Genomic DNA, 20,892 nt, shown 5'->3' with positions numbered 1-20,892 from the left:
TCGTCTGATCATGTGCTCCGACCAAGGAACACACACGATCAGTACGAAGGCCGTGGGGATGAGGCTGCTGCAGGACGGTGTCCGACAGGACGCGTTCGCTGAACTGCCACGCTTCCGGGGGGAGTTCTACGACTGTTTGATCCGGCGAGGGGATGCCCTGTTCGAGCTGGCCGATGCAGTGCTGTGCGCCGACGGGCCGGTCCGGTCACTGGTGGAACTCTCGCTGGTGGGCGAGCACCGGCGAGGCCACGGCGGGCTCTACGACGCCCTGGCTCGTGGTCGCCTGGACGCCGATGGGCTGCGGCGGGCGCTGGCAGCAGTGCCGCTGCCCCGCGCGGCGGACGGCCGGCTCGTCCTGGCCGTCGATAGCACCTGCTAGCTGCGGCCCGACGCCCACGCCTCGTCGGAGCGGATCCTGTGCCACACCTACGGACGGGGCAAGGACCAGCACATCGCCGTCCCGGGCTGGCCCTACTCGGTCATCACCGCACTTGAGCCCGGCCGCAGCTCCTGGACCGCGCCACTGGACGCGATCCGGTTGACGCCAGGAGACGACGCAGCCCAGGTCACCGCACGGCAACTGCGCGACCTGATCGAGCGGCTGATCTCGGTCGGACAATGGCAGGCCGGTGACCCGGACCTGCTCGTCGTCGCGGACGCCGGCTACGGCGCGCCCCGCCTGGCCTTTCTCTTGAAGGACCTGCCCGTTCAGATCCTGGCCCGGATGCGCTCGGACCGCGTCCTGCGCAGGGCCTGCCCGCCGCGGCCGCCCGGGACCATGGGCCGACCGCCCCGCCACGGCGCTGCGGCCAGCGGCGCCGCCTTGGCCGAGACCGTTCGAAGTCCTTGAGGTGGTTCGCCGTGCACATTCCCCCGCCCCCGTCGTTCCCAGAAGACGAGGCCGCGAAGGAAGCGGTGGGTGCCGTCATCGCCTGGTACGGCCGCCAACTTCTGGATGCGCGGCGCGCCGGAGACCAGCAACGCCTAGAGGAGCTGACCGGGCAGATGCAGGCCTGCGCCGAGGACCGGCGCCGGCTGGTTGACGCGGCGCCCGAGGAGATCGAGCGCATCAAGGGCCTGTATGCCGAGCGGCTGAGGAACCTGGAGGTCGGCGGCAGCTGAGGCCTGCGGCGGGCTTGAGGGCCGGTGAGGGGATCGGCTGGGGACGGGCGGTCACGCGCGCGGGCAGCGCGGTCGCAGTGGCGGGCGCGTCGAGCCGGCGCGGCTGCAGAGCAGCGGGCATGAGCGGGACGGCCAAGGCCCCGATGGCGGTCAGGTCGTCGCGGTACTGGGGCATCACGGCGTGCAGGGCGCGCTGGACGGCCCAGAACGCGGCCGCCTCCTGGTCGGTGTAGGGGCGCGCCTGCTCCGCGAGCAGGGCCAGCGCCGCCGCCGGGTACCCGGGCCGCATGCGGGTCGGCTGGCTGCGGTACAGGCCCGTGGTGTCGCGGCGCATCACGGTGATCTGGTCGACCACGGCCAGTTCCTCAGCGGCCTCCACGACGTCGGGCACGTGGAAGTGGGCGTCGTGGCCGGCGGCAGTGGTGAAGCGGGCGGGCAGGCCCAGTCGGCTGACTTCGGCGTAGCGCTGGGCGGTGCCCTGCCGGGAGTCGGCCGCGCGCACGGCCAGGACGAGCAGCTCCACCCGGTACCCGGCCCGCCGGTAGGCCTGCGCGTCGGCGGCGAACCGGTCGGCGCCGGCCGGGGTGGGCTCGATGACGAGGTTCCCGCGCCGCTCGCGCACGTAGGCCTCGGCCCGCTCCTGCCAGGCCCGGTAGTCGGCGCGGATCCTCTCCGAGGCCCGGCGCGGATCGGTGCGCAGGAGCTGCAGATAGTCCGGGTGCAGGGTCTTGAAGTCGCCGCCGGCCAGGTGAACCGGGCTGCGCAGAGACCTGTGGGCCAGGCGGGCGGCCCTCGTCTTGCCGCTGCCGGGCTGCCCGGCGATGTAGACCACGACGGGCGGTCCTGGGCGGTGACCGGCTCCAGCATGGACGGCACGATCACCGCTTCGAAGACGAACTCATGCTCGTCCGCCGACAGCCGGTGGTAGTCCACCCCCGGGGGCTGACGGAGTGGTTGGGCGATGCGGCGCACCGGTTCGGCCAGCGCCGCGGCCCGCTCGGCGTCGCGGCTCACGGCCAGCGCCCAGTCCATGGGGACCCGGGGGTGGTGCACGCGCCGCTCGCAGGCGGCCAGCTGCTGGCGGAACCGGCCGGTCTCAGCAGCACCCCACGGGCGGGTGCGCTCGGCGAGGACCGCCTGGGCCGCGCGCGCCGGGCGGACCCAGTGCCCGCTGGCGTCGAAGAGCGCGGCGAACCCGAACAAGCCGATCAACAGGGGCAAGCGGAACTCCGCGCCGCCCAGGCCGATCATCCCGCCGAGCACGCCAATGCCCGCTCCGGCACCGAACACCAAGGGCATCACGTGCATCGAACGCTGCGGTACGAGGCCCGTGTCGATCGTCATGACACGCATCCTCGCGGATCGCTCCCATCGCCTGCTATGGCAAGTCCTACAAGGACGGGGCCGCCCCCAGACGTGCAGGTCGAGCTTCTCCGCGATCCGCCCGAGAAGCTCGACCGACTCCGTGGTCAGCCCCCTCAGAATCTGAACAGAACAACTTGACAGGAACAGCACGGCCCTCCTGCCTCACATCAGGGCTGGCCTGCTTGCCCGCGCCCGCTACTGGCAGCGCTCCTGTGGTGCTGTTCGAGGTCTCCCTCGAGCGCCGCTGCGCACAGAACGCCGCCCGAGAACGCGTCGTACCCGACCACGTCCTGGTCGACCAGGAGCGCCTGGAGCCCACCGCGGCGCAGCTGCTCGGCTTCGCCCACGTCGACCACGTCCGGGGCGCCGGCCCGGTCCACCTCGAACATGACCGCCTTGACACACCGCCACCCAGACCGCGCCGCGCCCCCCGCTGCGCACCTGCGCAGCCCTGGCGCAACGCTCACCGGTCCGTGCGCAGTGCCGCTGCGAGGCTCCCTGCGCACCTGCGCATGCCCGTGTGAAGGGCTGAACTGATTTCGTGTCACGTCGCCCTGCCCGCCGGCGAGTTGCCGTGGCTTGCTTTGCGCAGGTCAGAGGTGGCCGCCTTGTCCCGGTGGGTCGCGGTCCGGGATCATGCAGGGGTTGAGGGGCTACATGAGGGGGACGTCGAGCACATGACTACTGCTGCACCACGCCGGGACATGACCACCCAGGTCGCCGACCTACTGGCCTCGCCCGTACTGAACGCGGTGATCGGCATCATCGGCGTAGCGACCCCGCTCATCGGCTGGGCCAGCAGCGCGGTGAGCCTCAAGGCTGTCGTCGTGGTGGAAGCCGTGCTGGTGCTGCTGCTTGTGGTCAACCACATCTGGATGCGGCAGGTCTACATCCACCTGCGGCGCGCCAACAACCGAGACATGTCGGACGCCAAGTACTTTGACCTGGTGCGCAGCCAGCTGGAACAGGAACTGATCGCAGACTTCGGCGAGATCGCGGACGGCCACCTGCAGGTGTATGCCACCGAGGTTCCCCGCCTGTCGGTGCTGCTGTTCCAGGTACTGATCGACTCCAGGTCCGAGCCCAAGCGGGTTCTAGCCGCGGACCTGACGACCAACCCGAACCTGCTCACACAGCGCCGGGAGTACCTGGCGGTCAACCGGCGCCTCATCGAGGCGGGCGGCACGATTCAGCGCCTGTTCATCTGCTGGGCGCGCGACCTGATGCGCGAGGACTACGCGCGCTCCCTGCTCCAGCTGATCGACCACCATCGCTCGCTTGGCGTCACCTGTGGCATCGCGGTCCGCGACCGGCTGCGCGCGGACCAGGCGATCGACTTCGTGGTGGTCTCGCGGGCCGCCGTGCTCGTGGAGGAGGACCAGGGCGACGCTGACTACACCCGCGGCCGTTCCTCGGTGTACTTCAAGCAGGTCGACCGGTGGACCGGCCGGTTCGAGTCGATCTGGGGCCACGGTGCCGGCGCCGCCCCCTTCACACTACAGTCCTACGAGTCCGCCGCCCGTCCGATGCTGGATGCCGGCACCTGGGAGCAGAGCCGGGCCACCGAGGCCGTCGACAAGCTCTGAAGCCCGCCGCCCCGTCGGGGGTGATCAACGTCTCGGTACGATGACTGCACGAGCCGGTCGGCAGGGCCGGCGCGAGGCGGAGAGCGGCCCATGTCCCATCTTTCGATTGTCAAGACCCACGGGTCGCGCAACGACATCTTCGTGATCGACGGCGCCCCGGAGGACCACTTCGCCTCCGCCGACATCGCCCGAGCCGTGACGAAGCTCTGCGACCGCAAGACGGGCCTCGGCTCCGACGGCGTCTACTTCGTCGCCGACCACGGCGACGGCACCGCAGACGCCTGGTTCTTCAACCCTGACGGCTCCCAGGCCCTGCTGTGCGGCAACGGCATGCGTTGCGCCGGCCGGCTGCTCCTGGACCGCCACGCCGCAGACAGCTACGTGGTCAACACCGGCCCGTACGCCTTCACCATCCGCAGCGCGGACTTCACCCCGCAGGGCGTGCGACAGGTTTCGGTCGAGCTTCCGCCGGCGAACTTCCTGCCCTCGGATGCGATCGTGGCCGACGTCGCCTCGCCGCTCATCGGCAAGATGCTGCCGGCTTTCCACCCGTCGCTGACGGTGTCCGCGGTGGCGATGCCGAACTCGCACCTGGTCTCCATCATCGACGCCTACGACAAGAGCGACCTGGTCGCGACCGGCACCCGCGTCGCCGACACCCCGGAGGCGTTCCCCATCGGAGCGAACGTCTCCTTCGTCATGCCGATCGGCGAAGGCGAAGCGTTCGTGCGGACCTTCGAGCGGGGCGCAGGCCTGACCCCCTCGTGCGGATCGGGCAACTCGGCCTCCCGCGCGGTCCTGTCCCAGCTGAACCTGGCCGACCCGGACCAGCCGGTCGTGGTGCGCAACGCCGGTGGACCTGCCCGCAGCTGGCTGCAGGAGCGCGAAGGCGGCTGGCAGCCGGTCCTGGAAGGCAACGCCACCATCGTCTACCGCGTCGAGACGGATACGGACGCCCTGCTGGCTGACGGACCGCTGGACATGGTGGTCGGGGAGGCATATGGCGCCGAAATTGACGCGTTCGACCTGCTGTACCAGGACAATCTGAAGGCACTGCAAGCAGCCGGAGTCAGCCCGGACCAGCTCTGATGTCATCGTCCCAGCACCCTTCGGGCCCGGGGCCGCGCAGAGCGCGAGGCCGGGCCCGAGGGGGAGTTGGGACATGCTTACGTTTTTAACGATCATTGCCGCCGCCATTGCGGTGCGCCAGGCGGACCGCTGGTGGTTCAGCCCCCGGCGCGGCCACGCACCCACCGCCACACGCCGGGACCTGGTGGCCCTGCAACGAGCCCGGGCGAACAACGTCACGCCGGTGCTGCTGATGGCCGGGCACTGGGTGGAGATGGCCGGCTGGTGGATGGTGGCCGCGCACAGCGGAGCGGTCGGCTGGGCGGTGGAAGCGCTCGCGGTGGCCGTGAAGTTCCGCCACCTCCAGGAGGTCAGCCACTTCGCCGTCCACGGCGTCCTCACCCGATCCCCGCGCCTGAGCACTCTCCTGGCCGAGGCCCTGGTCCATGTTCCGATGGGCCTGGGGCCGGTTCCGGTGCGACGTGAGCGGCACGTGCGCCAGCACCACCCGAATGCGACCGTCGCCGGAGTGGACCCCAACCTGGTCGACCTAGAGCAGGCCGGCTTGGTGCCCGGTGCCGGAGGCTGGCGGTTCGCTCGGGGCCTTGTCTTCCCGCTCACCCCGGCCGGCCTCGCGGCCACCTGCCGTTCCCTGGCCGCCAACCTCGCGCCCCGCGCCGGTTGGTGGCGCCTTCCCGCGTTTGGCGCGGCCGCGGCCACCGCGTTCCTCGCCGGCGGCTGGCCCGCCGTGCTGTTCGCCTTCGTGCTGCCCCGCCTGCTGCTCTACCCGCAGCTCGCCTGGATGTCCCTGATCGTCGAGCACCGCTGGTTCGACGCCGAGCCCGTCTCGGGCAGCCCCGCCGCGGTGGAAGCCGCCCGCTGCCTGCGCCTGTACCCGCAGAGCGCCGCACTCGCTCTGCTCGCGCGCGGCACCTGGCTGCCCTACGGCGACCTGTTCCACTACGCGCACTCGGCGCACCCCGCGGTGCGCTGGAACTACCTGCCGACGCTGGAGCGCATCATCGGACTGCCCCACTACACGCCGTCCGGGCTGCTGGCCGGCTCCTCCGCCGTGATCGGCCACCATCGGCAGGCGCTGCGCGAACCGGCATCCGCTGCGCCATCGCCCGCCCGCCGTTCCCCGGCCGCCGTCTGAGAGACCTCCCTGCCGGACCCGAGTACTCACGCAACCGCCCCCTGGCCACCGGGCCAGGGGGCGGTTGTGCTGTCCGGCCCGTGTGGGCCGGTTCGCTCAGAGGCCGGCGAGCTCCGGCTCCCGGTTGCGCACGCCGTCGAGGAAGCAGTCCCATTCGAAGGCCGTGAAGACGTGCGGCCGCACACCGCCGTGCAGATCGTGCAGGACGACGGCGTCACCGGTGACGTCGATCCGGATCCGGTCGGTCGTCAGCGGCACCGCGCCGAGTAAAGAGCCACCTTCCGGGAGGCTGCCTTCCAGGGCCTCTCCGGGTTCACCAACGCCACCTTCCACCACAGCGCAGACTTCGCCATGGCCACTCTCAAGGACGGCGCCTACTTTGAAGACGCCACCTTCCACCTCGACGCCACCTTCACCCACGCCAGCTTCCGCAAGACCGCCTACTTCGATCAGGCCACCTTTGCCGATCGCGCCCGGTTCGACGGCTCCCACTTCCACGGACCGGCCAGCTTCCAAGCAGCGACCTTCGCCTCAACCGCCGGATTCACCTCGACCACTTCGCCCACCAGGCGGTGTTCAACAGCGCGGTGTTCTCCCGGACCGTCGCGTTCAGCGCCACCACCTTCACGGGCGACGCCCACTTCAACAAGACCCGCTTCGCCGACAGCGCCTGGTTCGGCGCAACAGCCTTCACTGCCAACGCCAACTTCGAGAGTGCCACCTTCGAGGGAATCCAGTACCTGGGCCCGATGACCTGCGCCTCCATGCTCAGCTTCACCAGCGCGCGGTTCACCGACCCGCAGACCACGATCATGGCCGCCGCCCGGCAGGTCGCCTGCAGCGTGACCTCCTTCGAAGGCTCCGCGACGCTGCGCCTGCGCTACGCCGAACTCCACTGCGCACTCGCCACGCTGACCGCCTCCACCGCCGTGCAGACCTGGCCCGCTCCCTTCACCACGCCGGAAGGCGACCCCCTCGACGAAAGCCTTCTGGCGACTGGAGGCGCCTCGCCCGGCGTGCAGCTCGTTACCTTGGAAGGGGTGGACACCACCCACCTGGCGCTCACCGATGTCCTGGAGCTCAGCGAGGCGCTGCGCCGCCACGACGAGCGCTTCCTTCTCCAGCTGGAGCGCGCGGAGCGCGAGGCGACGGAGCCCTTGCCCGCCAGGCCTTGGACGACGTCCTCCGTGCCGCCGACGGCCTGGCCGCGCGCCACCGCGAGCTTGCCCGAGCGGATCCTGATCGCCATCCGACCCAGGCCACCACCCCCGGCGAGAGCGTCCCGCCGCCCCTTCTTTCACCCCGGGGCGAAACTGCGGCTCCCGCCGACGCGTCCCCGGCGGCGGGCACGCCGGTGCCCACGGCCGTGCCCGTGCCGGCGCCGGTGGCCGACGGCTCCGGCCCCGCGGACCGGCCCCGCGCCGGTAGCACCCCGGGTGAAACTCCTCCGCTCTCGGACCCCGTGCAGGACCGCTCGCAGGCCTCGCCGGCGCCCGTTCCTCCCCGGGGGGAAACGCAGCCCTCCGGGGCGCGTCCGATCGCCGCGGCGCCCGTTGTGCCCCGGGGCGAAACCCCGCCATCCGGCGGCGAGCGGCTGCGCGAGCTCGTCGGCCAGCGCCTCGCCCAGCAGCAGACCGCACCCCGGCCTGCACCCGTCCCGCCCACCCTGGCTGCGCCGCAGCGGCCCACCGCGGCGCCCGTCCCGGCCGACCCGATGCACCGTCGGCTGCCCCCGAGTGACGTGCGCGTCGCCCTCGATCCGGGACTGTTCGGTGACTGGTGGGCGCTGGCCGGCTGGACGGTCAACCCGGACGTCTACCTCGTGACGGGCGAGGGGCCCCAGATTGGCTGGGCCGAGCGCGGCCTGACCGGCATCGGCGACTGCTGGGTGGCCGTGTACGAGGGCTACTTCATCGGCGACGTCCGTACCCAGGAAGCGATGCTCCACGACACCCCCGAGCAAGCCGCGTTCACCGTCCACACCGCCTACCTGCAGAACCTCTGACATGCGCCGCCCTTCCGGCGCCCGGCCCCGACCCCAGCGATGGCGGCGACCAGGCCGCCGACCACCTGCCGGCACCGCGCGCCGCACCGCGCACCGCCCGCCGCGCTGAGGAGAGCCGCGCCCCAGTGCCTGCTGCGTCTGGAGGATGGCGGTCGCTCTCGGAGGACGCCAGCACGCCGTTCGACTTCGGAGAGCGTCACTCGCATGAGCCCTGGGCGCCGGGCAGCTACGACCTGGCGCCGGAGGCGGCGAGCTCTCCCGTTGCGTGCCCTCCGGGGCGGGTCACGATGGGGCCGAGCTCGTCCTCAAGCTCCTTGTAGACCGTGCGCGCGCTGCCCTCGTGGGCGTATCCGGCAAGCCTGGCGAGCGTTCCGCGGGACAGCTCCCGTCCTTCGCGCTGGTACTGCTCGTAGATCAGACGAGCCCGATCCTTCTTCGAGAGGGGCCTGCCGTTGACCTGCTGCTCCCCTCGCGGCTCGCCCTCCGGCTCCGAGCCCACCGGTACAGGCTCCGATGTGTCGACGGGCGGACCCTGCGGGCCGTCCAGCGGTTGCGGCTGCTCGGCGCGGAGGTGCACCGAGCTGCTGCGCTGGATTGGAGCGAACGGCGTCATCTTCTCGGCATTCGCCACTGGGACAGGCTGCGGCAGCGGCTCGTGTATCTCCGCCGCTGTCGAAAGGGGAGCCGCCGTGAGTGACTGGATCACCTGCAGCAAGCCTCCCGGGTCGGTGCCCGGGTCGCGCTCGTACTCGGCGCGGAGCACCGCTGCGGCCGGCGCCCCGTCATCCAGCGACCCTGAGGCGGCCAGCTCCTGCCACCCGGGATGGACCGGATTGACGTCTCGATCCGGCAGCGCGGAGAAGAATTCATGCCCGGCCGCGGAGGACGACCCCACCGCCACCGCCCCTGCCTCCCACCGCGCGTGCTGAGCGTCGGCATCATCTGCGGTGGGCAACGGGCTACCCGCCGCCGGGGGGTTGACGTCCTCAGCAAGCGGGGCATCAGCGGCCGGACCACCTCCTCCCGCGGCGATCACCACCCCTGCGTCGGGCTCCTGGCTGGCCGACGCCGAGGTGATCGAGGTCAGACCCGCCGAGGGTGTGGGATCCACGGGGCTCGACGCGGCACTCACAGGAATCCGCTCCACCACCGTCTTCTCCACCGGCAGCGCCTCCGCAGGTCGCTCGACCGAGGGCAGCTCAGGAGCATCGACGAGGACCTGACGGATCGTCTCGGTCCAGATGCCGTAGCCGGCCATCCTCAAGGGCCGGAGCGCCTCAATCGGGGTCGCGGACCGCCACTTGCGGCCATACCGGATGCGCAGCTCCTTCCGGTACAGCACCCGGGCGCGCTCCAGGCGCACGACCTCGTCGTAGGAACGGATCTCCCACAGCTTCATCCGTCGCCACATGCGGAAGGTGCCCACCGGCGACAGCACCCAGCGCCACCACCGGATCGAGTCCATGTGCCGGTCGTCGGCGAGATCAGCGGTACGGCGCACCACGTGGCGAGCCGCTTCCACCACGATCACGAAGAGGACCGGGATCAGCGCGTGCATGGTCGTGCCCACGGGGTCCGGCCAGCTGACCGCGGCGTTGAAGGCGATGGTGCCGGCCGTCAGCATCCACGCGATCATGCGCAGGGGCCAGAAGGCCATCTTCTTCCACGTCAGGTAGACGTCCAGCGCGAGGATGACCGCGATTCCGACGTCCACGCCGACCGGGAAGGCATACGAAAACCAGGAGAATCCCTTCTCCTCCGCCAGGCGGCGTACCGCCGTGTAGCTCCCGGTGAAGCCGATGCCCGCGATCACGCCGGACCCGGCCACGATGGCGCCCAGCAGGGCCTTCTCGCCCCGGCGTGGTTTCTGTGCCGCGCGCCCGGCACGGGCGCTCGGTGAAGTGGTGAGCTCCAACGGCTCGGTACGGTGCTCCAGTCCCCCTGAGCTGGGCTCCATGAGCTCCCTGTCCTCCCTGTGGTCAGTGCGCACGAGGCGCCTGTCGCCCTCCATAGATGGCGCGGTCGGGCCCGGTGTGACCGCCGAGCGATGACGAATTCTGAACGGTACGTCGCGGATCAGTGTATGGACACGGGTTTCCGAATAGTCGTTCCTTTCCGCTTCGCTACTGGGCCTGACCTGCCCATCTGCTCTGGCATGGAAGATCCACCATTCAGGCACCCGATCGACGGCGGCCACAGTTCGATCCAGCCGCGCCCACCCTGCGGAGCGCCAAGTGGCCCATCTTGGACAGGAGACGACCACGTGCCCACGGCCCTGGCTGTATCCCTCACCGCGCTGCTCGGCCTGCCGGCCGGCGCGGCCGCCCGGCGCGCCGCGCTCGCCTACACCGTCCCCACCGGCCAGCCGCCGTGCACCAGCTGCCCGCACTGCCGGGCGCCAATCACCCCTCTCGCGGTCCGCACCGCCCTGGGCCGCTGCCGCTCGTGCGATCAACGTCTGGGAGCCCACGCTCTTTTGCCGGAGCTTCTGACCGCGGTGATGTGGGCTCTGGTCATCGCGGCCCTCGGCTTCTCCTGGACCGCCGTCGCGCTGCTGTGGCTCTCGGCCTGCGGTGTTGCTCTCGCGCTCGCCGACTGGACGGACCATCTGCTCCCGGACCGACCGGTCCTCGACATCCTCCTGCTCCGCACGGCTTTCTGACGCCCCTGCAACGAGCAGGCGCGGCGTCGCCCCCGCGCTGTCGGCACGCTGAGATGTCAGTCCCGTGTAGAAGAATGGACCTGCGACGGGCCGGATCGGCCGCGCCGACCTACCCACATAGGGGGAACCTCGATGACCGGTCGCCCCGACCGCGCGCCCGCCGAGATCGCGTTCGCACCGGATGTCCCCGCCGGGGTGAGGCGCGCCGTCGAGCACGCTGCCAGGACCCGGCCGCAGGTCCTCAAGGCCGCCGAACCGCCGCTGCCCACCTTCGACCGGAACGCTCTCGCTCGCGGCCTGCGCGCCACCGGTTTCCTGGCCGTCGGCGTCACGGTTCTGGCACCCGTCAGCTACGGCATCCTCATCGCCACCCAGCGGCACGCGGCGCAGCTGCCCGGCGTCGGGACTGGGCACACCACCTCCGCCGGTGGGTTCGGCGTCGGCTTCCTATGTGTCCTGGGTGCGCTCGCGGCGGCCGGCGTTGTCCTCTCCTGGCGGGCCGCGCGCCCGAACGCCCAAGAGGTCGCCGACGCCAAGGCGATCGGGGCGGCTGCGGGCCGGTATGTCCTGCCCGGGGGCCTGTCGGACGAGGCCGTTGAGTTGCTCTACCGCGCGCAGCGGGCCACGGCACGCGTCCTGGCCACGGCCGTCCACTGCGACGGGCTGCTCGATGACCAGCGCAACCAGGTGGTGCTGCCCGCGCAGGTCTGGGAGCTCGCCCAGCACCTCGCCGAGCACAGCGACCTCGCCGGCCGGCAGCCCGAGCAGGCGGCGGGTGGGCGCGTCGTGCCGCTTCTCAAGGCGCACCGGGCCGCCCTCGCGGCGAGCCTGGCCGGGCTGGAGCGCCGCGTGACGGTCTTGGAGGACTATGCGGAGCAGGCTGTGCTGGCCGACCGGCGCTACGTGGAGCTGCAGCAGGTCGAGCAGCTGGAGCGCAGCGGGGCGGGCGTTCTCGATCTGCTCGCCCGTACGGCGGCCGACGACCTGGCCGTCGCCGAGGTGGAGGGGATGACGGTGCAGGCCGCCGTCCTCGCGGAGGCCTTCACCACTGCGCTGCAGCAGGCCAAGGACGCCGCCGTCGTGGCCATGCCCGCCAAGAGCGCCTGACCGCCGGTCCCTGCCCGGACCCTTTGGGTACGGCCCACGAGGCGTCAGCCGCCGCACACGGCACCGCGCACGCGGGGAACAGCCGTGCCCACTGCAGGCGGGTCCGCGGCGTAAGCCCAGCAGGGCCGTACTCGATCCCGTGGGTCCTCCGCAGGGCCCGGTGCCGACCTGAAGAGGCGGGCGGCGTTGTCGCTGCGGGCTGGCATGATGCGGTCGTCGAACAGAGTGGCCAGGAGGAATGCGTGTACGACAATCCGGTGCTCTTCGCGAGCGCCACCTTGTGGTTCCTGCCCTTGCCGTACCTGCTGGCGGGAGCCCTGGTCCGGCTGATCGGCGGACCGGACCACCAGTACCGCACCAACATGGCCATCGCGGCCGGCTCCCTCGCTGCGGCGTGGTCGGCCGCCGTCCTGCTGCCGGCCCTCGTCGGCACCCCCTGGACCTTCAACGGCACGACCCTCGCCGGCCTTCTCGTCGGCGCGGCCGGCTGTACGGCGATCACCACCTGGCTGGTGCGCAGCACCCTCGGCGACCGGCGCGCCGCCGCGGCCCTCACCCCGCTCGCGGACCGGGCCACGGCGCTGTGGGTCGAGGCGCGCCCCTACGCCAAGTCCCACCACACGAAGGTGATCGGCCCGGCCCTGGACGAGGTCCGGGCGGCGATCGCCGAGAAGGACGGCCGGGACGCGGCCCGGATCCTGCGCGCCGTCGTCGGCACGACCCGCGCCGCACTGACCGAGTCCCCGGGCCGCGGCCATGGCGCCCCTGCCGCCACGCTCACCACGGAAGCCGAGCAGCTCATGGCCGACATCGAAGCCTTCATCGATATCCACGGCGCCCACTGAAGCGATTCGACGTATCCGCGGGCCGGCCCAGGCGGGGCCGGACCGCGGCCGTGTTCTCAGCCCGGGCGCACCGACAGGTGCTCGGCGACCAGGCGCCACAGCGCGCCCGCGGCCCACGCCCCAGTGCCGGACAGCAGACGCCCGATCACCAGGCCGCTGATCCGCGACGGATCCGCCCATGCCGGGACGGGCCGCCCACCGGACCGCGCCGGCCCGGCTGTACGGGGCCCGGCCCTTGAAGGCGGGACAGCACCGGGAGCGCGAGCCGAGTCACCGGGCCCGGGCGCTGGCGCCGTCACGCAGGGCTTGGGTGAAGGCGGGGGCCAGGGCCCGGATGCGGGCCTCGGGGACATCCGCGGCCAGTGCCTGCACGGCCATGTCTACCCCGCGGGATCCAGGGCGCCCGAACAGGTCGGCCAGCAGGTCCAGCCCCTCGTCGGTGATCGCGCCAACGCGCTTGCTGGCGCGCAGACGAGCGGCGTCGGCCGCGGCCTGGCGCGGAAGAGTTTCCAATAGCAGAGGTTTCCACTCTGAGGAAACCTGGCTCAAGTGGATACATGTCTGATCTGGCAGGGTTTCCCGAGCTGGGAAACCGGGATGATCGGCTACTCGGATCCGCCGTCCGCGGTGCGCCGAGGGTCCTTCACCAGCGGTCGGGCGCAGGATCAGCTGCTCGAGACGCTGCTGCAACGACCCAGCACCGACCACTGACAACACTCCGCGACAGCACCAGGCCGGGACTGAGGAAACGCCAGCCCCGGCCTGCCCGCGGCGGTATTCGATCAAGCGGTTGCGGTGCGGCGTCCCTTCAGCAGTGTCTCGAGCAGTTCGACGGTCTCTTCCTCCGGGTCGACGCCGAGCTCCTCGTTCAGGTCGTGCAGCCGGCGCGCGGCGCGCTCCAGGCTCTCGCGGTCCCCGGAGGCTGCGTGGACCTCGAAGAGGTCGCGGTAGAGCAGCTCGCTCTCCGGGATGGCCTCCAGGCCGCGGGCCGCGGCCATCGCGGCCGCTCGATAGTCCCGCTCGGCCAGGCGCCGCTGGGCGAGCTCGTGTGCGGCGTCCTCGATTGCGGAAATCATCTCCTGGACCCAGGCCTCGTTCCAGGTGTACTTGGTGGCCAAGGTGCCCGCGAAGGGCCTGCCGTGCACCAGGGCGAGCGCCTGGGCGAGCGCGATGTCCGCGTCCAGGCCGCTGCCGTGGTGGCCGGCCCGGTACAGCTCCTGGAACTGCGCCCAGTCGCAGGTCACCGCTGGGTCCAGCCCGTACAGGTCTTCGGTGATGCGGGGCAGGTAGGGGCTGCCGTCCGGCCGGTCACCGAGCCACCGGCGGGCCCGCGACATCAAGGTGTTGCGCGCCTGGTTGTCCACCCGGGTCCCCGGCCACATGGCCTCGTCGAACTCCAGACGGCTGCTGCCGGGGTTGAGGACGAGCCAGGCTGCCACTTCGGTGAGCTGGCGCCGCCGCGAGTCCTGCTTGCCGTCGCGCAGGCCGAGGACCTCGACGCGCCCCAGCAGCCGGACGTACGGGATGGACGGCTCCGCGGCGTCGGCGGTGAGCGCGGCCAGGACCGCAGTGGAGTTGTGCAAGCGGTGGCTGACCCGCGCGTTCGCACCAACCGGGGCCGACCTCGGGACGGTGACCGGCCGCGCCTCGGCATCGACCACGGCGTCGTCCTCCACCCCTTCCTCCGATGTCTGCTGTTCGCCGACCTGCCCGGTGTCCCGGACTCCGTGCTGTTCCTCTTCTTGCTCTTCGCCCTGCCCGTCGTCAGCGTCCTGGGCGTAGCGGGCGATCAGCGCGTCGAGGTCCTCCTCGTCCTCACCCCAGTTCGGATCCTCGTCCTCTTCGTTGTCGGCCAGGCCGAAGACATCCTCCTCGGGGTCCGCGTCCTCTTCCCGGTCGGCTTCGTCCGCGCTGGCGGCGCTGATCGCGGCTGCGGCGCGGGCGCCCTGCTCCTGCTCGTCCTCCTCGGCGACCAGGTCCAGGTCCTGTGGCTCCCGGGAGGAGCCGGCGGCGCCTGCGGCCGCGGGGGGCAGGCCCGGGAGGGCCGGAGCCACGGCGGTGTTCTTGGCCAGCGCGACCGGCACGGTGACGGTGCCCGAAATCGTGGACGGCCCGAGCGCGACGGCCGGGGAGCCGACGGCGTAGGTGACCTGGGCGGCGAGCGCGGATCCGGTTGCGGCGACAGCCCCAACGGGCACCGGCTCCTCGCCCATCTCCGCGTCCTGGTCGGCGTCTTCCTCGGTTGGTTCGGCGGCCGCCGTGGTGGTGTCCGGGCGGGTCCAGGCCGGAGCGGGGAGCGTGTCACGTCGCTCGGCGGTAGCCAGGACGTCCACCAGATGCCGGTAGGCGTCCGGCTCGATGCGCTGGAGGACCACGGTGAAGGGGAGGCCATCGATCTCGATCTCGAGGCCGGCCTCGGCCGGGATGCGCCAGCTGGTCTCCACCGGCAGGTCGGTGCGGTTGCCCGCGATGACGCCGATCGACGTCCTCGGCTGCGCACCGAGGACGTCGACCAGCTGCTCCGCCTGCGGTGCGGCCAGCTCGTCGGTGCTGATCAGGATGTGCGGGGTCCATGCGTCGCCGGCGGCCGGGTCGCTGACGCGGGCAGCCCGCAGGGAGGGGTGCCCGCCGTCTTCGAGGGCCTGGCGCTGGAACGCGTCCTGGGAGGCGAGCGTGGCCAGGGCCTCGGGCAACGTCTCGTAGTAGTCAGCGTGCGTGGGGTAGAGCTCGGCGAGCTCTTCGCCGACGCCGGCAAGGAGCAGGAGACGGTCGTCGGCGAGCTTGCTGTTGGCCAGCTCGACGGTGAAGGCACGCAGCACCGCGAGGACGTCGCCGTCGGATCCGTCCAGGGAGAGCAGGCCCATGGTCTCCAGGTCGACCAGGACCGGGTCGCCTTCGGGGGTGTGGCCGAGGCTGACCAGGGTCGGGTAGGGGGCCGGGGTGCGGGCGGCTTCCTCAGCGCTCAGCAGTGCGGTGCTGCGGGTGGAGGAGCCGCAGCGCCACAGCGCCGTGTCCTCCTCGGCGGCGGTGAACGGGGCGATCGGTGCGGCCGGGGCAGCCAGATACAGCTCGACGGCGTCCCCGCTGACCCGTACGGCCTCAAGCCGCGGGACCTCCTGGCCCAAGTGGGCGGCGCGGGCGGCCATCGACCGCAGTGAGCGGTCCAACAGGGCCAGCCCGGTCGGGTTGGTGGTCGCGCGCAGCTGTCGCTCCAGGGCTGCGGACTCGCCGGCGGGCATGGGGATGCGGCGGGTGGGCTTGCGGCGGCGCTGCTGCAGGAGACGGCGGAAGCCGATGCTGGCCAGGACGCCGGCGGCGAGGATCGCGCCGCCGGCGGCCAGGGTGCGCACGGTGCCGTTGCTGTCGGCGGCCGCGGCCTGGGCGTGCTCGGGTTCTGCGGTCGGCTGCGTGGTGGCCGAGCTCTGCGCGGGACCGGCTTCCGGGGCAGCCGCGGGGCTCTCTGCGGACGGGGGGAGCTGTTCGGCCGGGGCCGGAGCCGCCGTTGTGGTGGTCGACGGTGCGGGCTGCTCGACGGGCGAGGTCGGCTTCGGCGAGGCCGTGGCGTCCGCGGCGGGCGTCTGATCAGGAGAGGTTGTGGCCGGCGGCGTGGCGGTCGCCGGCGCGGGGATCACGATCTTCTCGCCGGGGAACAACTCGTCCGGGTCGCTCAGGTGCGATCCGTCGGGCTGCACTAGGTCCTTCGTGGCCTCCAACAGCAGCGGGTACTTGTCGCCGTCCCCGAGCTCGCGTTCGGCGATGCCGGACAGGGTGTCGCCCTTGGCCACGGTGACCAGGCGCTCGCCTGCCCCGCCAGCGGTCTGGGCGGTCGGGCGGTGCAGGTCGTCCCCGACGGCGTCGGCCGGAAGCAGGAGCGTCCAGCCTGGGCGGATCCGGCTGTCGGAACCGAGCGTTCCCCCGTCGGGTTGAGGGCGTCCCTCGTTCAGCTTCTGGATCTCCGACCAGCGGGTGCCGTCACCCAAGTGCTGCTCCGCGATGCGCCACAGGCTGTCGCGGTGGCCCTCGGACGGTGCCTTGACGACGTAGGTGGGGAGGGGCTGCGCGGAGGTGGACGCTGTGGTCGGTGCCGCGGCGGTCACCGCGGTTGATGCCTGCTGCGGGACGGCGGCAGCCGTTGCGGCTGCTCGCGGCGCCGCGGCTGCGGAGGCGGGGGCGGCGGTCGCGGTGCCCACGGTGAGAGCACCGGCGCTGACCAGCAGCATGGTAGCCACCAGCTGCCGCGCCAGAGCCTGGTTGACGCCCGCGGCCGGGACCCGCATGGGCAGACGCCCGATCCCGGAGACCGCAGCCCGGATCTCGACGGCCACACAGATCGCGAACTGCGCCCAGGCGAGCCAGCAGACCACCGCGATCACGTTGATGATCACGGTGATGCTTACCGACTGGTTCAGGCTGTCCCAGGTCGGCATCGTGCTGGGCAGAGGGTTGCCGATGAAAGTGAGCAGCCCCCACGGGATTGCCGCCAAGATGGCGAGCAGCGCGATGCCGGCCAGCGCTGCGCGCACCAGATCGCCAACGGTCCGGGCGGCCTTCCTGGCCGACGTCGTCTTTCTCATGGGTGATTCCTCTTCCTATCGGTCCAGACCGTGGTCAGCCAGTGACCACGGTCTGGATCTCCCGAACGACCACGTCCTGAGGAGCACCACCGGTCACGCCGTCCGGAAGCGGGTTGGCCGGAGAGGCGTTCGGGTTCTTGGATGGAGTCCACGTCACCTTCCACGTCACCTGCGCGGTGAGCGGATAGCTCCCGCCCCGGCTGGAGCGCTGGTAGGTGACGTTGCAGGCGGCACCGGAGGAGTCCACCTGGTAGCCGCCGCCGCTCTTGGTGAACGGATAGGTGCACATGGCGGGGGAGGCGTCGCTGGTGCCCGCGTCGATCCGCAGCGACACCGGCACCGCCAGTGTCGACGCCGCGATGCTGACACCCTGGTAGTCGAGGGATGCCGTCACGGACACCGGCTGGATCGGCTGCTCGAACGAGACGTAGGTCGGCAGGTTCACCGTCTGTCGGTCTGGGGCGGGCGACAGTTTCACGCTCGGCGGCGGGAGCTTCGTCGCGCCGTACGCCAGCCTGGAGAGCATCAGCGGCGTGACCGCGAGCATCCCCGCCGGCGGGTTGCCCGTGGGCACCCAGACAATGCCCGCCTTCTGTGTACACGGCGCGGATTCCGGCAGATCCCAGGCCTTCTTCGTCTTCACCATGCCCCACCAGCGGCCGTCCTGGCCTCGGTGGAAGTCCTGGTCGGCCTTCAACGCGTCGTATTGGGCCTTCGCCGTGGCTCCCATGGCGCCAGACAGACTGGCGAGGATCTGCTGAAAGACGGTGTCGAACTCCTCGGGGGTGTACTGCGGTTCGTACCAGCAGGCCGGCGGGTCCCACGATCCGCCGACCGACGTGAGGTGCTTCCCATCCTTCCCGGACTCGCTCACCCGGATCTCGACGTGTGACTCGATCGAGGCGATCGTGGGGGCGCCGCCGCCCCAGCCGGTTCCGAGGTCCGCCCGTGCCGACGGCACGGCGGTGGCCGCTACGGCGAACGCCGCGACGGCCACCCCAATACCCCTGGTCAGCTTGCGCTCTGGCACCGTGTGGATCCCTTCTCCGCCTGCGCGGCCGACACCTGCCACACGCCCTTGTCGGTCAGCGTCAGGGTGGTCGTCCAGTCCGTGTAGTCGTTGATGCTCGGTGTGCTGGTCAGGACCTTCCCGCTGGCCTTGTCCTTGGGGAAGGCCTTCGACTGGTCCTCGCAGTACGCGGCGACCACTGTCTTCGGGTCCTTCACGTCGAGGGTCAGCGCGTAGTAGCGGTCCGCCCCGCTGATGGTCTGGTTGCGGGAGCTGAGCTGCTGGACAGCCTGGTTCATGTACGCGCCGGCCGTGCCGGTGTAGGCGTACACCATGGCCGGGCGGTTGATGTCGCCGGTGGCTTCGGCTTCGTTGAAGGCCCGCAGGGCGTACGACAGGCCGTCGGCGGCCTGCTTCTTGATGGCGTCGTCGCCGGGCCTGAACTGGATGGCCACCGTGTAGTCAGCGGGCAGCGTGATCTCGGGGGCGCCAGCCGACTGCGTCGGTGTCGGGCTGAGTGAGGAGGTGGGGGAGCTGCTCGGTGGTGCGGTCTGGGCGCCGGAGATGTCTCCGCTGTCGGTGCTCTTCGAACTGCTGCACCCAGCCGCGGCTGCCATGGCCAGCACGGCACAGCACATGGCCGCGGTGCGGCGGTTGGTGGTGGATCGCATGGTGTGTCTCCTGTCCCCGAATGTGCTCATGGTTCCTGCACAGCCCGCGCAGTCGCGGTACCACGCACCGTAATTGACGTTTGGCCAAGCAAACGCATCAAGATCGGCTGGTAGGTCAGCTGTACCTCGACCGTGACGGTGTTTCCTCCGCTGGAGGTACAGGTCGCGCTCGCACCCGCCTGGGCGGCGAAGGACTGGGCGTAGCCGCTGCACGCTGGGTTGGCGGGCACGCTGAGGTTTCCGGCGCGCAGCGAGGCAGGGTCGATCTGGTTGGCGGTGTAGCGTGCGGCCTGCTCTGCGATGTCGGCGGCCTTCTCCCGCTGGTGGATCGCCAGGCCTCCGTCGATCACGAAGGACGCGAAGAGCATGAACAGCATGGCGCCGAAGATCAGGTAGAGGGCTCCGCTGCCTTCGTCGCTGCGTAGGCGGGCGGCCTTGAGCCGTTGCAGGATCTTGGTGGTCATCAGGATGTCCGCCGGTAGGTGTCGATGGGCGCGGTGGCGGTGCTGGTCACCCGCCGGTTGGCGTTGATCCCGAGCCAGGCCAGGCCGCGGACGTCGCAGCTGATGGTCACCGTGAACATGCCTCCGGCTCGCCAGTCCCCGGACGGGTTGACCTGTATGTCCCCGTTCGCGCAGACGCCGGCTGCGCTCGCGCGGGCGGCGCGGGCCGCCTCGGCGGTGGCGGTCTGGTAGTTGCGCTGCAGCGCCCCGGCGCGGGCGGCGTCCCGGGCCGCGCCGTCCAGGGAGCTGCGGCTCTGCACCATGAGGCCGAAGCCGACCAGCAGCAGGGCCATGAGCAGGATCAGGGGCGTGGCGATGACCAACTCGACGGTGCTGATTCCGTCGTCGGCGCGCAGCCGTTGCGCCAGGCGGCGCGGGAGGGTCCTGTCAGCCGGCATCGGGCACGAACCTCTCCACGGGGCCCTCGCTGGTCGCGGTCGCGGTCAGGCTCAGCCAGGGGATGACGTTGACCACCTGCACTCGGACGGTGACCTTGACCTGATTGGGCCCGGTGCTCTCCGGCACGACATCCGGGTTGCGGGTGAGGGCCGGGCCGAGCGAGGCGATTCGGTTGAGCGCCACGGTGCGTGCCCGGTCCTGCCAGCCGCCTGGGTCGGCGTCGGCGGTGGCCCGGGCCTCCCTGGCCGCGGCTTGTGCCGCGGCCAGGGCGACCTGGTCCGCGAAGAAGAACAGAGCGAACTGCACGAGGAGGAAGAGGAGCCCGAAGATGATCGGCGTGCCGATCACGAACTCCACCGTGCTCATGCCGGAGTCGCGGCCTTGAGCACGTCGGTGCTCGATCAGCCGGCGAAGGCGGCGCATCATCGGTTCCCCTCCCTTTCACCTTCCCTGCCGTCCGATGGTCAGCTGCAGCCGCCGTTGTTGGTGGAGTTCGCACCGGTGATGCAGTTGCCCACGCTGGTCGCCTTTGTGGTGAAGGCGCCGCTGAGAATGACGGCGACGGCGACCAGGATCGCGATGAGGATCGCGATGCCGATGACCATCTCGACGGTGGAGAAGCCGGCGTCCTTCTGTTCGCGTGTGGCGGCCACGCGGCCGCGGATCCACGTGGTGGCCAGGGTGAGGTCCGGGTTCCAGCCGGTCATGCGGTCGAGAACGTCGTTCATGGTGAAGATTCCCCTCGATGGTTGATGCCCGGCGAGATACGGGGCGGAGGATCGGGCCGCGGTACTGCCGCGCGGCCGAGGTGGCCTGTCGG

20 protein-coding genes and 2 pseudogenes are annotated in these 20,892 nt (G+C 71.3%); 10 read left to right on the top strand and 12 right to left on the bottom strand.

Annotation, left to right across the window (positions count from 1 at the left end; genetic code table 11):
* Window positions 1–58 precede the first annotated feature (58 nt).
* Both AB0P35_RS31905 and AB0P35_RS31900 read left to right on the top strand, forming a co-directional pair.
* Window positions 59–802 (top strand): annotated as a pseudogene (locus AB0P35_RS31905) (transposase); the annotation flags it as partial.
* A gap of 59 nt (window positions 803–861) precedes the next feature.
* Window positions 862–1,122 carry a hypothetical protein gene (locus tag AB0P35_RS31900; RefSeq protein WP_363517818.1) on the top strand — a complete coding sequence of 87 codons (261 nt, stop codon included), beginning with the start codon at window positions 862–864 and terminating at the stop codon, window positions 1,120–1,122.
* Here the strand turns inward: AB0P35_RS31900 and AB0P35_RS31895 are convergent.
* Complete coding sequence (locus tag AB0P35_RS31895) at window positions 1,070–1,954, bottom strand: zeta toxin family protein (RefSeq protein WP_363517815.1); 885 nt, start codon at window positions 1,952–1,954, stop codon at window positions 1,070–1,072. The genes AB0P35_RS31900 and AB0P35_RS31895 overlap by 53 nt on opposite strands.
* Window positions 1,955–2,654: 700 nt before the next feature.
* On the bottom strand, window positions 2,655–2,876 hold the full coding sequence (locus AB0P35_RS31890; RefSeq protein WP_363517812.1) for a hypothetical protein: 222 nt from the start codon (window positions 2,874–2,876) through the stop codon (window positions 2,655–2,657).
* 315 nt (window positions 2,877–3,191) lie between these two features.
* Here AB0P35_RS31890 and AB0P35_RS31885 point away from each other — a divergent pair, with 315 nt between their 5' ends.
* From AB0P35_RS31885 to AB0P35_RS31870, 4 genes and pseudogenes are all read left to right on the top strand, one after another.
* The gene (locus tag AB0P35_RS31885) at window positions 3,192–4,073 is read left to right on the top strand and encodes a hypothetical protein (RefSeq protein ID WP_363517809.1); all 882 of its coding nucleotides are present in this window, start codon (window positions 3,192–3,194) and stop codon (window positions 4,071–4,073) included.
* A 90-nt stretch (window positions 4,074–4,163) separates the two neighbouring features.
* Window positions 4,164–5,162, top strand: coding sequence for a diaminopimelate epimerase (gene dapF / locus AB0P35_RS31880; protein ID WP_363517806.1), 999 nt, complete (start codon window positions 4,164–4,166; stop codon window positions 5,160–5,162).
* Window positions 5,163–5,235: 73 nt separating this feature from the next.
* The gene (locus AB0P35_RS31875; protein ID WP_363517803.1) at window positions 5,236–6,297 is read left to right on the top strand and encodes a fatty acid desaturase; all 1,062 of its coding nucleotides are present in this window, start codon (window positions 5,236–5,238) and stop codon (window positions 6,295–6,297) included.
* A 339-nt stretch (window positions 6,298–6,636) separates the two neighbouring features.
* Window positions 6,637–6,762: pseudogene (locus AB0P35_RS31870) on the top strand (hypothetical protein); the annotation flags it as partial.
* A 79-nt stretch (window positions 6,763–6,841) separates the two neighbouring features.
* Here the strand turns inward: AB0P35_RS31870 and AB0P35_RS31865 are convergent.
* A complete protein-coding gene (locus AB0P35_RS31865) occupies window positions 6,842–7,111 on the bottom strand; it encodes a hypothetical protein (protein ID WP_363517800.1) in 270 nt (89 codons plus the stop codon).
* A 741-nt stretch (window positions 7,112–7,852) separates the two neighbouring features.
* Between AB0P35_RS31865 and AB0P35_RS31860 the strand changes: the two genes are divergently transcribed.
* Window positions 7,853–8,302: a hypothetical protein gene (locus tag AB0P35_RS31860; protein WP_363517797.1), complete on the top strand. Its 450-nt coding sequence runs from the start codon at window positions 7,853–7,855 to the stop codon at window positions 8,300–8,302.
* A 226-nt stretch (window positions 8,303–8,528) separates the two neighbouring features.
* On the opposite strand, the gene AB0P35_RS31855 is transcribed toward AB0P35_RS31860, so the two are convergent.
* Window positions 8,529–10,499, bottom strand: a complete 1,971-nt coding sequence (locus tag AB0P35_RS31855; RefSeq protein ID WP_363517794.1) for a DUF2637 domain-containing protein — start codon at window positions 10,497–10,499, stop codon at window positions 8,529–8,531.
* A 66-nt stretch (window positions 10,500–10,565) separates the two neighbouring features.
* Between AB0P35_RS31855 and AB0P35_RS31850 the strand changes: the two genes are divergently transcribed.
* The 3 genes from AB0P35_RS31850 to AB0P35_RS31840 all read left to right on the top strand — a co-directional run bounded on the left by AB0P35_RS31850 (window position 10,566) and on the right by AB0P35_RS31840 (window position 12,916).
* Window positions 10,566–10,964, top strand: a complete 399-nt coding sequence (locus AB0P35_RS31850; RefSeq protein ID WP_363517791.1) for a hypothetical protein — start codon at window positions 10,566–10,568, stop codon at window positions 10,962–10,964.
* Window positions 10,965–11,096: 132 nt separating this feature from the next.
* Window positions 11,097–12,071, top strand: coding sequence for a hypothetical protein (locus AB0P35_RS31845; RefSeq protein WP_363517788.1), 975 nt, complete (start codon window positions 11,097–11,099; stop codon window positions 12,069–12,071).
* Between the two features lie 242 nt (window positions 12,072–12,313).
* On the top strand, window positions 12,314–12,916 hold the full coding sequence (locus AB0P35_RS31840) for a hypothetical protein (protein WP_363517785.1): 603 nt from the start codon (window positions 12,314–12,316) through the stop codon (window positions 12,914–12,916).
* A 270-nt stretch (window positions 12,917–13,186) separates the two neighbouring features.
* On the opposite strand, the gene AB0P35_RS31835 is transcribed toward AB0P35_RS31840, so the two are convergent.
* From AB0P35_RS31835 to AB0P35_RS31800, 8 genes are all read right to left on the bottom strand, one after another.
* Entirely contained in the window at window positions 13,187–13,429 is a 243-nt protein-coding gene (locus AB0P35_RS31835; RefSeq protein ID WP_363517782.1) for a hypothetical protein, read from the bottom strand.
* A 269-nt stretch (window positions 13,430–13,698) separates the two neighbouring features.
* Window positions 13,699–17,490 carry a LysM peptidoglycan-binding domain-containing protein gene (locus AB0P35_RS31830; RefSeq protein WP_363517779.1) on the bottom strand — a complete coding sequence of 1,264 codons (3,792 nt, stop codon included), beginning with the start codon at window positions 17,488–17,490 and terminating at the stop codon, window positions 13,699–13,701.
* A 34-nt stretch (window positions 17,491–17,524) separates the two neighbouring features.
* Window positions 17,525–18,520, bottom strand: coding sequence for a hypothetical protein (locus AB0P35_RS31825; RefSeq protein WP_363517776.1), 996 nt, complete (start codon window positions 18,518–18,520; stop codon window positions 17,525–17,527).
* Window positions 18,502–19,170: a hypothetical protein gene (locus AB0P35_RS31820; RefSeq protein WP_363517773.1), complete on the bottom strand. Its 669-nt coding sequence runs from the start codon at window positions 19,168–19,170 to the stop codon at window positions 18,502–18,504. The genes AB0P35_RS31825 and AB0P35_RS31820 overlap by 19 nt, the downstream gene beginning before the upstream one ends.
* A gap of 26 nt (window positions 19,171–19,196) precedes the next feature.
* Entirely contained in the window at window positions 19,197–19,634 is a 438-nt protein-coding gene (locus AB0P35_RS31815; protein WP_363517770.1) for a pilus assembly protein TadG-related protein, read from the bottom strand.
* A complete protein-coding gene (locus AB0P35_RS31810) occupies window positions 19,634–20,071 on the bottom strand; it encodes a TadE/TadG family type IV pilus assembly protein (RefSeq protein ID WP_363517767.1) in 438 nt (145 codons plus the stop codon). Before AB0P35_RS31810 ends, AB0P35_RS31815 begins: the two co-directional genes overlap by 1 nt.
* A complete protein-coding gene (locus AB0P35_RS31805; protein WP_363517764.1) occupies window positions 20,061–20,498 on the bottom strand; it encodes a TadE family protein in 438 nt (145 codons plus the stop codon). The genes AB0P35_RS31810 and AB0P35_RS31805 overlap by 11 nt, the downstream gene beginning before the upstream one ends.
* A gap of 38 nt (window positions 20,499–20,536) precedes the next feature.
* The gene (locus tag AB0P35_RS31800; RefSeq protein WP_363517761.1) at window positions 20,537–20,800 is read right to left on the bottom strand and encodes a hypothetical protein; all 264 of its coding nucleotides are present in this window, start codon (window positions 20,798–20,800) and stop codon (window positions 20,537–20,539) included.
* Window positions 20,801–20,892: the final 92 nt, after the last annotated feature.

Source organism: Kitasatospora sp. NPDC085879, assembly GCF_040686255.1.
GTDB lineage: Bacteria > Actinomycetota > Actinomycetes > Streptomycetales > Streptomycetaceae > Kitasatospora.
The sequence above is the reverse complement of the archived record's forward strand: the minus strand, read 5'-3'. Positions and strand labels throughout refer to the sequence as shown.